At 69.4% G+C, this 12,452-nt stretch carries 12 protein-coding genes; 8 read left to right on the top strand and 4 right to left on the bottom strand.

Annotation, left to right across the window (positions count from 1 at the left end):
* Entirely contained in the window at positions 1-504 is a 504-nt protein-coding gene (locus C8P69_RS16605; RefSeq protein WP_108178542.1) for a UPF0262 family protein, read from the bottom strand.
* A 19-nt stretch (positions 505-523) separates the two neighbouring features.
* The gene (gene hisD / locus C8P69_RS16600) at positions 524-1,822 is read right to left on the bottom strand and encodes a histidinol dehydrogenase (protein ID WP_108178599.1); all 1,299 of its coding nucleotides are present in this window, start codon (positions 1,820-1,822) and stop codon (positions 524-526) included.
* Positions 1,823-1,972: 150 nt separating this feature from the next.
* On the opposite strand from hisD, the gene C8P69_RS16595 reads away from it, so the two are divergent.
* Positions 1,973-2,779 (top strand): HugZ family pyridoxamine 5'-phosphate oxidase, encoded by an 807-nt coding sequence (locus tag C8P69_RS16595; protein WP_245902087.1) that lies wholly within the window; start codon positions 1,973-1,975, stop codon positions 2,777-2,779.
* Positions 2,780-3,009: 230 nt separating this feature from the next.
* Here C8P69_RS16595 and C8P69_RS16590 read toward each other — a convergent pair whose 3' ends face one another.
* Complete coding sequence (locus C8P69_RS16590; RefSeq protein ID WP_108178541.1) at positions 3,010-3,645, bottom strand: TetR/AcrR family transcriptional regulator; 636 nt, start codon at positions 3,643-3,645, stop codon at positions 3,010-3,012.
* Positions 3,642-5,282, bottom strand: coding sequence for a long-chain-fatty-acid--CoA ligase (locus tag C8P69_RS16585; protein ID WP_245902086.1), 1,641 nt, complete (start codon positions 5,280-5,282; stop codon positions 3,642-3,644). Before C8P69_RS16585 ends, C8P69_RS16590 begins: the two co-directional genes overlap by 4 nt.
* A 229-nt stretch (positions 5,283-5,511) precedes the next feature.
* Here C8P69_RS16585 and C8P69_RS16580 point away from each other — a divergent pair, with 229 nt between their 5' ends.
* The 7 genes from C8P69_RS16580 to C8P69_RS16550 all read left to right on the top strand — a co-directional run bounded on the left by C8P69_RS16580 (position 5,512) and on the right by C8P69_RS16550 (position 12,444).
* A complete protein-coding gene (locus tag C8P69_RS16580; protein ID WP_108178540.1) occupies positions 5,512-6,702 on the top strand; it encodes an acyl-CoA dehydrogenase family protein in 1,191 nt (396 codons plus the stop codon).
* 7 nt (positions 6,703-6,709) lie between these two features.
* A complete protein-coding gene (locus tag C8P69_RS16575) occupies positions 6,710-7,846 on the top strand; it encodes an acyl-CoA dehydrogenase family protein (RefSeq protein WP_245902085.1) in 1,137 nt (378 codons plus the stop codon).
* A 14-nt stretch (positions 7,847-7,860) separates the two neighbouring features.
* Positions 7,861-8,322 carry a MaoC family dehydratase gene (locus C8P69_RS16570; RefSeq protein ID WP_108178539.1) on the top strand — a complete coding sequence of 154 codons (462 nt, stop codon included), beginning with the start codon at positions 7,861-7,863 and terminating at the stop codon, positions 8,320-8,322.
* A gap of 10 nt (positions 8,323-8,332) precedes the next feature.
* Positions 8,333-9,262: an SDR family NAD(P)-dependent oxidoreductase gene (locus C8P69_RS16565; RefSeq protein ID WP_108178538.1), complete on the top strand. Its 930-nt coding sequence runs from the start codon at positions 8,333-8,335 to the stop codon at positions 9,260-9,262.
* Positions 9,263-9,295: 33 nt separating this feature from the next.
* Positions 9,296-10,486, top strand: a complete 1,191-nt coding sequence (locus tag C8P69_RS16560; protein ID WP_108178537.1) for an acetyl-CoA C-acyltransferase — start codon at positions 9,296-9,298, stop codon at positions 10,484-10,486.
* Between the two features lie 159 nt (positions 10,487-10,645).
* The gene (locus C8P69_RS16555; protein ID WP_108178536.1) at positions 10,646-11,665 is read left to right on the top strand and encodes a phosphotransferase; all 1,020 of its coding nucleotides are present in this window, start codon (positions 10,646-10,648) and stop codon (positions 11,663-11,665) included.
* On the top strand, positions 11,665-12,444 hold the full coding sequence (locus tag C8P69_RS16550; protein WP_108178535.1) for an SDR family NAD(P)-dependent oxidoreductase: 780 nt from the start codon (positions 11,665-11,667) through the stop codon (positions 12,442-12,444). The genes C8P69_RS16555 and C8P69_RS16550 overlap by 1 nt, the downstream gene beginning before the upstream one ends.
* Positions 12,445-12,452 lie beyond the last annotated feature (8 nt).

The following is a 12,452-nucleotide window of genomic DNA, read 5'->3' as shown; positions in this document are numbered from 1 at the left end:
TCAGCCCTTCCAGTGCAGGACCGAGACGAGGGTGAAGAGGCGGCGGGCCGTGTCGAAGTCGAAGTCGAGCTTGTCCTTCAGCCGCTCGCGCAGGGTCTCCGAACCCTCGTTGTGCAGGCCGCGGCGGGCCATGTCGATGGTCTCGATCTGCGACGGGGTCGCGTGGCGGATGGCATCGTAATAGCTGTCGCAGATCATGAAGTAGTCCTTCACGATCCGCCGGAAGGGCGTCAGCGACAGGATGTGGGTGACCACCTGCCGGCCATCCTCGTGCTTCACGTCGAGGACCAGCTTGCCGTCGGACAGCGAGATGTGGAGCGTGAAGGGGCCGCTCTCCACGCCGACCGGGCAGAAGCTGTTCTCCTCCAGCAGGTCGTAGATGGCGATGGCCCGCTCGTGCTCGATGTCGGGCGAGGAGCGGCCGATGGAGGCCTCGTCGATCGTGACCGCCACGAGGCGCCGGCCGGGTGCCTTGCCTCCGTCCTGTCCCTCCCGATCGGTCATGGTCGTCCTTTCCGGTGGATCAGCCGCCGAGGTTCATGCGGATGGCGACGGAGCGGGCATGGGCGGCGAGCCCCTCCGCTTCGCCGAGCGCGATGGCGGCGGGCCCGAGGGCGCGCAGCTGGTCCGGTCCGCATTTGAGGATCGAGGTGCGCTTCATGTAGTCGAGCACGCCGAGGCCGGAGGAGAAGCGCGCCGAACGCGCCGTCGGCAGGACGTGGTTCGATCCGCCGACATAGTCGCCGATGGCCTCGGGCGTATGGCCGCCGAGGAAGATGGCGCCGGCATTGCGGATGCGGCCCGCCAGGGCGTCGCCGTCGGCGGCGATGATCTCGAGATGCTCGGCGGCGATCCGGTCGGCGAGCGGCACGGCCTCGTCCAGGGTCTCGACCTCGATCACCGCGCCGTAGTCGCGCCAGCTGGCGCCGGCGATCTCGGCCCGCGGCAGGGTGGCGAGCTGGCGGGTGACGGCGGCCTCGACCGCTGCGCCGAGAGCGGCATCGTCGGTGATGAGCAGCGACTGGGCGGCGGCATCGTGCTCGGCCTGGGCGAGGAGGTCGGCGGCGATCCAATCGGGATTGGCGGTGCCGTCGGCGATCACCAGGACCTCGGAGGGGCCGGCGATCATGTCGATGCCGACCGTGCCGAAGACCTGCTTCTTGGCGGCGGCGACATAGGCGTTGCCCGGGCCCATGATCTTGGCGACCGGGCGGATCGTCTCGGTGCCATGGGCGAGGGCGAAGATCGCCTGGGCGCCGCCGATCCGGTAGATCTCGTCGACGCCGGCAAGCTCGGCCGCGGCGAGGACCAGCGGGTTCAGCGTGCCGCCGGGGGCGGGCACCACCATGACCACGCGCGGGCAGCCCGCGACCTTGGCCGGGACGGCGTTCATCAGCACCGAGGAAGGATAGGCCGCCGTGCCGCCCGGCACATAGAGGCCGACCGCCTCGATGGCGGTCCAGCGATAGCCGAGCTCGACGCCGAGCGCGTCGGTGAAACGGTCATCCTTCGGCTTCTGCCGCTCGTGATAGGCGCGGATGCGGTCGGCGGCGAGGCGAAGCGCATCGAGGGTGCGCGGGTCGCAGGCGGCGACCGCCGCAGCGATCTCCTCGGGCGTGACGCGCAGCGTCGCCGGGGTGAGCATCAGCTTGTCGAACTTGGCGGTGTATTCGATCACCGCCGCATCGCCGCGGGCGACGACATCGTGGCCGATCGCGCGCACGACATCGTTCACCTCTTCCGACACCTCGCGTTTCATCGCCAGCAGGCTGGCGAAGCGGGTGTCGAAATCGGGGTCGCGGGTCGCGAGGCGCAGGGGCATGAGGGGGCCTTTCGGATCGCAGGCAGGCATGGGGGAGGCTCCCCCTCCCGTCAAGTCCCGGAGCGCTCGCCTGCGGAGCGGCCGGTATCCCGCAGCGGGGGCTTGAAGCGGCCCGGAGCCTTCGCCATGGTCCGCGGCCGGAGAGACCCCATGACCGATGCGACCCGCGACACGCCTGCCCCGCTGCCCGGCATGATGCCGGGGAACCTGCCGGAAAATGCGCCTCAGGCGCGGGATTTCAAGCCGGTGGAATGGGCGCGCGACCTGCTGCGCACCATCCGCACCGGCGCGCTCGGCACGCTCGACCGCAATACCGGCCATCCCGTGACGACGCTCGCCAATGTCGCCACCGACACGGATGGCGCGCCGGTCATCGCCATCTCGAAGCTCTCCAGCCACACCGCCAATCTCGCGGCGGACGGTCGCGCCTCGCTGCTGCTGGCGCGCATGGGCAAGGGCGACCCGCAGGCCCATCCGCGGCTCACCGTGCTCGGCCGCTTTGTGCCGGTGACGGACGAGTCAGTGCGGGCGCGGCTGCGCGGCCGGTTCCTCGCCCGCCATCCGAAGGCGCAGATCTACATCGACTTCCCGGACTTCTCGCTCTGGCGGATGGAGGTCGCGGCGGCGCATCTCAATGGTGGATTCGCCCGCGCTGCGGACCTCACGGCCGCGGACCTGATGCTCGACGTGGCGGATGCCGGGGGACTGATGGAGGCCGAGGCGGGCGCGATCGAGCACATGAACGACGACCATGCCGAGGCGGTGGCGCTCTACGCCACGGTGCTCGCCGGCGAAGAGCCGGGCCCGTGGAAGCTGACCGGTGTCGATCCCGAGGGATTCGACCTCGGCGCTGGCGACCGGACGGCACGGGTGCTGTTCCCGGAGAGGATCACCACCGGCGAGGCGCTGCACAAGGTGCTGGTGCAGATGGCGCGGCAGGCGCGGGCGAAGGGGTAGGGTCCGTCGAGGTCAGGCGCGCCCCTCACCTCTCCCCAGCGGGGAGAGGTCGGCCGAAGGCCGGGAGAGGGGGCTGTTCGTTTGCGCGAAGGCTCCCCCTCTCCCGCCTCGCTGCGCTCGTCGACCTCTCCCCGCCGGGGAGAGGTGAACGCGGTGCCGTCCCCGTCATGGACGGGCCTGACGGTTGGAGGTTCCGGCGCCCAGTGGATGAGGGCTCGCAGCCGGTCGCTTTACGCCAGATATCCCTGCAGCACCTGGTCGACGATGCCATCGGCCAGCGTCTCGCGATGGGCGCGGGTTTCGCCATGCCGGGGCGAGTACCAGACGGCGACCCAGTTGATGGCGCCGAGCAAGGTGCGCATGGCGAGCGAGGGATCGGGCGCGGCCAGCGAGCCATCCGCCTTGCCGGCCGCGAAGGTGCGGCGGAAGGCGTCCTCATAGGCGCGGCGCAGGTCCATCAGCTCTTCCAGCGTCGCCCGGTGCTCGGCGCTGGTCTCGCCGAAGCGATAGAGGTCGACGCCCAGCGTAAGGTTCCGCTGGAAGGTCTGCGTCTCCATCATGCAGAGCACATGGGCGCGGGCCATGCGCCGCAGCCGCGCCGCGGCCGTGCCCGGTCCCGTCTCGTGCACGCCGGCCTCGCGCGCGAGGATCGAGATGGCCCGCCGGAACACCTCGAAGAAGAGCTCCGGCTTCGAGCGGAAGTGGTGATAGACGCGGCCCTTGGTGGCGCCGAGCATGTCGGCGACGTCGTCCATCGAGGTCGCCTCGTAGCCGCGCCGCATGAAACATTCGGCGGCGGCGGCGAGAACCTCCTCGCGCCGGTCGGGGCTCCCCCCGTCATTGGCTGCGATCGGATGCGCGGTCATCCCGCCTCCGGCAGCGCATGGTCGGCGAACTGGCGGCGCAGGGTCAGCTTGGAGATCTTGCCCGTGGCGGTGAGCGGCAGCTGGTCGACGAAGACCACGTCGTCGGGGAGCTGCCATTTGGCGATGGCCTTCTCCAGCGTCGCCAGCACCTCGGCCTTGGTCGGCTCGGCGCCGGGCGCCTTCACGGCGACGAGGAGCGGGCGTTCCTGCCATTTGGGATGGGGTACGCCGATGACGGCGCAGGCGGCGATGCCGGGATGGCCCATGGCGGCGTTCTCGACATCGATGGAGGAGATCCACTCGCCGCCGGACTTCACGAGGTCCTTGGTGCGGTCGACGATGACGAGATAGCCGTCGGGCGTGATCTTGGCGACGTCGCCGGTGCCGAACCAGCCCTCGGCGTCGAAGGCGCGGGCGCTGGCCTCTGGGTTCTCGTAGTAGCCGGAGATGATGCCGGGGCCACGGACGAAGAGCTCGCCCGAGGCCTCGCCGTCATGGGGCAGGTGCTTGCCCGCCTCGTCGACGATCTTGAGTTCGACGCCGAACATGCGGCGGCCCTGGCGCCCCTTAAGGTCGATGCGCTCCTGCAGCGGCTTGTCCCGGTCCTTGGTGGCGAGGATGCCGAGCGTGCCGACAGGGCTCATCTCGGTCATGCCCCAGCCATGGACGATCGAGACGCCCATGGTCTCGAAGGCCTCGATCATGGCGCGCGGCGCCGCCGAGCCGCCGATGATGACCTCGCCGAGAGCGGCGGGCTTGCGGCCGCGCTTCTCGATCTCCTGCAGCAGGCCCATCCAGACGGTCGGCACGCCCCAGGAGGAGAAGACCTGCTCGGTCTCCATGAGGTCCCAGAGGTTCGGGCCGTCGAGCTTCACGCCGGGCATGATGAGGTTCAGGCCGGTGATCGGCGCCGTGTAGGGCAGGCCCCAGGCATTGACGTGGAACAGCGGCACGACGGGCAGGATGGTCTGGCCGGTGCGGAGGCCCGGCATGCCCGAGGTCAGGGTGAAGAGCGCGTGCAGCATGACCGAGCGCTGCGAATAGAGCGCGCCCTTAGGCTCGCCGGTGGTGCCGGAGGTGTAGCAGAGCGAGACGGCCGCGTTCTCGTCGATGCGCGGCCAGGCGATGGAGGTCGGCTGCCCTGCCAACAGGTCCTCATAGGCGAGCACGCCCTCGAGCCCCTCGCCGGTCGGCAGATGCGCGCGATCGCACATCGCCACATAGACGAGGTCCTTCGGCCAGTGCGCCCGCATCTTGGCGACGAGGGGCGCAAGGTTGATGTCGAAGAACAGCACGCGGTCCTTGGCGTGGTTGACGATGTAGACCAGCTGCTCGGGGAAGAGCCGCGGATTGATCGTGTGGCAGACCGCGCCGATGCCGCCGACCGCGTAGTAGAGCTCGAAGTGCCGGTAGCCGTTCCAGGCGAGGGTGGCGATGCGGTCGCCTTCCCTGACGCCGAGGGCCTTGAGCGCATGGGCGAGCTGGGCGACGCGCGGCGCCGTCTCGGCATAGGTGGTGCGGTGGATTCCGCCCTCGATGGTGGCGGAGACGATCCGCGCATCGGGGTGCATCTCGGCGCCATACTCGATGGCCGCGGACACGTTCAGCGGCGTGTCCATCATCATTCCGCGCAACATCGCGGCATCCTCCCTCATGTCGCGCCTTTGCGGCGTCGTTGCTTCGTCGGGGACCTGAGGCCCTCTGCCGGAAGGGGGACGGGCCGAGAGCCCGGACCACCCGGCGGGGGGCTCGACAACAGCCGGGCACCCGAACATACTCCAGAGTATGTTCCTGCCTTGGCAGGGCCGTCAACGACGACAAGCAGGGGGCCGCCGACAAGGCCAAGGCGCCCGCGGGAGGATGCCGATGGATGCCCTCGAAGCCTTCAGGCGCGAGACGCGCGCCTGGCTCGATGCCAATTGCCCCGCCGAGATGCGCACGCCCGTTTCCGGCGATGACGACATCTGCTGGGGCGGCCGCAACTTCGTCTTCAAGTCGGAGGCCCAGAAGGTCTGGCTCGCCCGCATGGCCGAGCGCGGCTGGACCGTGCCGGGCTGGCCCAAGGCCTATGGCGGCGGTGGCCTCTCCCACGAGGAGGTCAAGGTCCTGAAGGAGGAGATGCGGGCCATCGGCGCCCGGTCGCCGCTGGAAAGCTTCGGCATCTGGATGCTCGGCCCCGCGCTGCTCGCCTTCGGCTCCGAGGAGCAGAAGCAGGAGCACCTGCCGCGGATCGCCCGCGGCGAGATCCGCTGGTGCCAGGGCTATTCCGAGCCGAATGCCGGCTCCGACCTCGCCTCGCTGCAGACTCGCGCCGAGGATGCCGGCGACCATTTCGTCGTCACCGGCTCGAAGATCTGGACGAGCTATGCCGACAAGGCCGACATGATCTTCTGCCTGGTGCGCACGGACTTCTCCGCGCCCAAGCATCTCGGCATCTCGTTCCTGCTGTTCGACATGACCTGGCCGGGCGTTTCGACCAAGCCCATCCTGCTCATTTCCGGCAAGTCGCCGTTCTGCGAGACCTTCTTCGACGGCGTGAAGGTGCCGAAGGCCAACCTCGTCGGCACGCTGAACCGCGGCTGGGACATCGCCAAGTACCTGCTCACCCATGAGCGCGAGATGATCGGCGGCGGGGGCGGTGGCCTCCTCGGCGGCCGCTCGCCGGGGCAGGTCGCGGCGCAGGAGATCGGCACGGATGGCGAGGGCAAGCTCGCCGACGCCTTCCTGCGCGCCGATGTCGCCCGCGCCGAGGTCGATGCGCTGGCCTTCGCCGCCACCATGGCCCGCTACAAGGACGAGGCCGCCTCGGGCGGCAAGGGCGTCGGCGACCGCTCCGCCGTGCTCAAGTACTACGGCACCGAGTTGAACAAGCGCCGCCACGAGCTGCTGATGCGGACCGCCGGCCATGAGGGCCTCGAATGGGAGGGCGCGCGGTCGAATGACGGCGAGCGCCCGCGCGGCTGGCTGCGCACCAAGGCCAATTCGATCGAGGGCGGGACGTCGGAGGTGATGCTCGACATCGTCGCCAAGCGCCTCCTCCAGCTGCCGAATGCGTGAGGCCGACATGCTCGTGCTCAATGACGACCAGGTGATGCTGCAGGACGCCGCCCGCGGCTTCGTTTCCGAGAAGGCGCCGGTCGCGGCGCTGCGCAAGATCCGCGACGAGAAGATCGCCGACGGCTTCGACCGCGGCCTCTGGCGCTCCATGGCCGAGATGGGCTGGACCGGCGTGCTCGTGCCGGAGGACCAGGGCGGGCTCGGCTTCGGCTTCGTCGGCGCCGGGGTCATCTGCGAGGAAATGGGCCGCACGCTCACCGCCTCGCCCTTCCTCTCGACCGCCATGATGGCCGCCACGGCCCTGTCGCGCGCGGGGTCGCCCGCCCAGAAGGAGCGCTGGCTTCCCGCCATCGTCGCGGGCGAGGCTGTCATCGCCACCGCCGTGGACGAGGGCCGTCGCCACGATCCCGCCGGGACGGCGATGCGGGCTGAGCGCCATGGCAACGGCTTCCGCCTGTCCGGCACCAAGGCCTATGTGGTCGATGGCCAGGCCGCCGATGCGGTGCTGGTCGCCGCGCGGACGGCCGGTTCGGCCGGCGAGACGGGCGGCTTCAGCCTCTTCCTCGTCGAGACGGCGACCCGGGGCCTTTCCGCCGAACGACTCTCGACCCTGGACTCTCGTGGTGCCGCCGAACTCACCTTCGATGGCGTCGAGGTGACGGCCGATGCGGTGGTCGGCGAGGTCGATGACGGCTTTCCCCTGCTCGAGATCGTCCTCGGCGCCGGCCGTGCCGGCCTTGCCGCCGAACTCTCGGGCAATGCGCAGGAAAGCTTCGACCGCACCATGGCCTACCTGCGCGAGCGCAAGCAGTTCGGCCGCACCATCGGCGCCTTCCAGGCCCTCCAGCATCGCGCCGCCCATCTCTTCTGCGAGGTCGAGGTGGCGCGCTCGGCGGTGCTCGCCGCGCTGCAGGCGCTCGATGCCGATCCGGCTGGCGCATCGCTCGCCGTCTCCGTCGCCAAGTCGAAGGCCTCCTCCGTCGCCCGCCTTGCGGCGCAGGAGGCGGTGCAGATGCATGGCGGCATCGGCATGACGGACGCCATCGATATCGGCCTGTTCATGAAGCGGATGCAGGTCGCCTCCACCCTCTACGGCGATGCCGATTTCCATGCCGACCGCGTCGCCCGGGCGCGCGGTTTCTGATCCCGAGGACGACAATGGCAGAGCAAGTGACGATCGATGACCTGAAGGGCCGCATCGGCCAGGAGGTCGGTGTCTCCAAGTGGTTCGACGTTCCCCAGAGCGCGATCGACGCCTTCGCGGACCTCACCCACGATCACCAGTTCATCCATATCGACGTGGAGAAGGCGAAGCAGACGCCCTTCGGCGGCACCATCGCCCACGGCTTCCTCACCGTCTCGCTGCTCTCCGCCATGGCCTATGACGCGCTGCCGGACATTGCCGGCCGCACCATGGGCGTGAACTACGGCTTCGACCGGCTGCGCATGATGAGCCCGGTCAAGGCGGGCGCGCGCATCCGCGGCCGCTTCGTGCTGAAGGCGCTCGATTCGAAGTCGTCGCAGCAGCACCAGCTCACCCATGCGGTGACCGTCGAGATCGAGGGCGCCGAGAAGCCGGCGCTCGCCGCCGACTGGGTCACGCTCGCCTTCACGCAATGAGGACTGCCCCATGACCATTCGCTTCGACGGACGCGTCGCCATCGTCACCGGCGCCGGCAACGGCCTCGGCCGATCCCATGCCCTCGGCCTCGCGGCGCGCGGCGCCAAGGTGGTGATCGTCGATTTCGGCGGCGCCCGTGACGGCACCGGCGGCTCTACGGAAGCCGCCGAGAAGGTCGTTGCCGAGATCAATGCGGCGGGGGGCGAGGCCATCGCCCATGGCGCCAATGTCGCCGATTTCGGCCAGGTGCAGGACATGGTGAAGCGCACCATGGACACCTGGGGCCGCATCGACATCCTCATCAACAATGCCGGCATCCTGCGCGACAAGACCTTCACCAAGATGGAGCTCGCCGATTTCGAGGCGGTGGTCGACGTGCACCTGATGGGCACGGTCAACTGCACCAAGGCGGTGTGGGACATCATGCGGGCGCAGAACTACGGCCGCATCCTCTTCACCTCGTCCTCCTCGGGACTCTACGGCAATTTCGGCCAGGCCAATTACGGCGCCGCGAAAGCCGCCATGGTCGGCCTGATGAACGTGCTGCACCAGGAGGGCGCGAAGACCGACATCCGCGTCAACACGCTCGCCCCGACGGCGGCGACGCGCATGACCGAGGAGTTGATGACGCCGGAGACCCTGGCGCTGCTGAAGCCCGAGGCGATCACCCCGGGCGTGCTCTTCCTCGTCAGCGAGCAGGGCCCGTCGCGCACAATCCTCTGCGCCGGCGCCGGCGCCTTCGCCCGCACCATCATCTACGAGACCGACGGCATCTGGCTGGACGAGGCCGAGCGCACGCCCGAGACCATCGCCGCGCGCTTTGCCGACATCTCCAACCCCGATGGCCAGAAGGCACTGCAGGGCGCCTTCGAGCAGACCACCAAGTTCGCCATGAAAGCCGCCGCGGCCAAGGGCATTGCCCTGCCGCCGCGCGGCTGAGCCCCCGTTTCAGGATCCCGTCAGGAGAGACCCATGCGTGAAGCCGTCATCGTTTCCACCGCCCGCACGGGCCTGGCGAAGTCCTGGAAGGGCGCGCTCAACAACACCCATGGCGCGTCCATGGGCGGCCATGCCGCGAGCCATGCCATTGCCCGCGCCGGGATCGATCCCGGCGAGGTCGAGGACGTGATCGTCGGCTGCGCCACGCCCGAGGGCGCCACCGGCGGCAACATCGCCCGCCAGATCGCGCTTGCCGCCGGCTGCCCGATCAATGTCGCCGGCATGACGATCAACCGCTTCTGCTCCTCCGGCCTGCAGACGATCGCCACCGCCGCGCAGAACATCATCGCTGGCGAGGCGGACATCTATGTCGCCGGCGGCGTGGAATCGATCTCGCTGGTGCAGAACCAGGCCAACAAGTCGAACTACCAGGACCCCGCGCTGAAGGCGAAGAAGCCGGAGATCTACTGGTCCATGCTGCAGACCGCGGAGATGGTGGCCAAGCGCTACGGCATCCCGCGCGAGCGCCAGGACGAGTATGGCGTCGAGAGCCAGCGCCGGGCCGCCGCCGCGCGCCAGGGCCGCAAGTTCGACCAGGAGATCGTCCCGTTCACGACGAAGATGATCAAGACCGAGGTCAACGAGAAGAAGGAGGTCGTGCGCACCTGGGAGGAGGAGGTGACCCTCACCGAGGACGAGGGCATCCGCGCCGACACGACCTACGAGGGCGTCGCCAAGATCCGCCCGGCGCTCGAGGGTGGCGTCATCTCGGCCGGCAATGCCAGCCAGTTCTCGGACGGCGCCTCCATGGCGGTGGTGATGGAGGCGAAGCTCGCCGAGAAGCGCGGGCTCACGCCCCTCGGCATCTTCAAGGGCTTCGCCGTGGCGGGCTGCGAGCCGGACGAGATGGGCATCGGCCCGGTCTTCGCCGTGCCGAAGCTGCTGAAGCGCGCTGGCCTCACCGTCGATGACATCGACCTGTGGGAGCTGAACGAGGCCTTCGCCGTGCAGGTGCTCTTCTGCCGCGACAAGCTCGGCATCCCCGCCGACCGGCTCAACGTCAATGGCGGCGCCATCGCCGTCGGCCATCCCTACGGTGTCTCGGGCGCGCGCCTTGCCGGCCATGCCCTCATCGAGGGCAAGCGCCGCGGCGCCAAGCACGTGGTCGTCACCATGTGCATCGGCGGCGGCATGGGCGCAGCCGGCCTGTTCGAGGTCGCCTGACACAACCACGCCTCGGCCTTCCGTCGGAGACGACGGGGGGCCGGGCGCCGTGGCAGTGTCCCGCTGCCGCTCGAGACCCGGGCGGCGCGCTTGGCCCCAAGCGCCCGCCTCGCAGTCCCTGGGAGTTCCGCCTTGGCCACGCCAGCGCCGACATCCGCCATGATCATCGACGAAGCGGCGCTCGGCGCCTATCTCGAGGCCCATTGGCCGGGCTTCCGCGGGCCGGTGAAGGCGGAGAAGTTCGCCGGCGGGCAGTCGAACCCGACCTTCATGCTGAGCCATGCGGGTGGCCGCGCCGTGCTGCGCAAGAAGCCGCCGGGGCAGCTCCTCAAGTCCGCCCATGCCGTCGACCGCGAATATCGCGTGATGAAGGCGCTCGGCGGCACGGCCGTTCCCGTGCCGAAGATGCATGTCCTCTGCGAGGACGAGAGCGTCATCGGCACCGCCTTCTACGTGATGGAATTCGTCGATGGCCGGATCATCTGGGACCCGGCGATCCCCGAGGTCTCCAACGAGCAGCGTTCGGCGATCTATGACGCCATGAACGCGGCGCTCGCCGCCCTGCACATGGTGGATCCGGCGGCAGTCGGCCTCGCCGATTTCGGCCGGCCCGGCAACTATTTCGCCCGCCAGCTGTCGCGCTGGACGGAGCAGTACCGCGCCTCGGAGACCGAGCACCTGCCGGACGTCGACCAGGTCATCACCTGGCTCGAGAGAAACCTGCCGCCGGATGACGGCCGTTCGTCGCTGGTCCATGGCGACTACCGCATCGACAACATGATCTTCGCCAAGTCGAGCCCGGAGCTCCTCGCCATCCTCGACTGGGAGCTCTCGACCATCGGCCATCCCTTCGCCGACATCGCCTATCAGTGCATGCACTGGCGCCTGCCCCATGCCGGCTCGTTCCGCGGCCTCGCCGGCATCGACCGCAAGGCGGTGGGCATCCCGACCGAGCAGGACTATGTCGCCCGCTACTGCCTGCGCACCGGCATCGACGGCATTCCCAACTGGGACTTCTACCTTGCCTTCTCGCTGTTCCGCATGGCGGCGATCCTGCAGGGCGTGCTGAAGCGGGCGCTGTCCGGCAATGCCTCCAATCCCGAGCGCGCCATGCAGGTGAAGGACAATATCCCGATCCTCGCGCGCATGGCCGTGGACGTCATCGAGAAGGGGCCGTGATGACCGAGGTTCGCCGCTACGAGGGCAAGGTCGTCCTGATCACGGGCGCCGCCAGCGGCTTCGGCCGTCGCGCCGCCGAGCGCTTCGCGGCTGAGGGCGCGTCCCTCGTCCTCGGCGACATCCAGGAGGCGGGCCTTTCCGAGACCCAGCGCCTCGCGGAAGCAGCCGGCGCCAGGGTCGTCACGCGCGTGACCGATGTCGGCAACGGCGAGGCCGTGTCGGCCCTGGTTGCCGCCGGCACCGACGCTTTCGGCCGCCTCGATGTCGCCCTCAACAATGCCGGCGTCGCCCATGCCACGATGAAGCTCGTCGACACCGACGAGGCGCTGATGCGCCGGATGCTCGACGTCAATGTCATGGGCGTGTTCCATGGCATGAAGGCCGAGATCCCGGTGATGGAGCGCCAGGGCGGCGGCGTCATCCTCAACACCGCCTCCGTCGCTGGCATCACCGGCGCGCCGCTGCTCGCCGCCTATGCCGCGGCCAAGCACGCGGTGATCGGCCTGACCAAGACGGCAGCCGCCGAGACGGCCCGCAAGGGCGTGCGCATCAACGCCATCTGCCCGGCCTTCGCCGAGACGCCGATGCTGACCCAGTCCCTGGCGCAGCCCGGCCGGACGCAGGAGGAGATGGTCTCCCGCCTCGTCCAGACCATGCCGATGCGCCGCGCCGGCACGGCGGACGAGATCGTCCAGGCCATGCTGTGGATCTGCTCGGCGGAGAATTCCTTCATGACCGGCCACGCCCTCGTGGTCGATGGCGGCCTCACCGCGCTCTGAGGCCGTTC

Source organism: Phreatobacter oligotrophus (assembly GCF_003046185.1).
Classification (GTDB): domain Bacteria; phylum Pseudomonadota; class Alphaproteobacteria; order Rhizobiales; family Phreatobacteraceae; genus Phreatobacter; species Phreatobacter oligotrophus.
The sequence above is the reverse complement of the archived record's forward strand: the minus strand, read 5'-3'. Positions and strand labels throughout refer to the sequence as shown.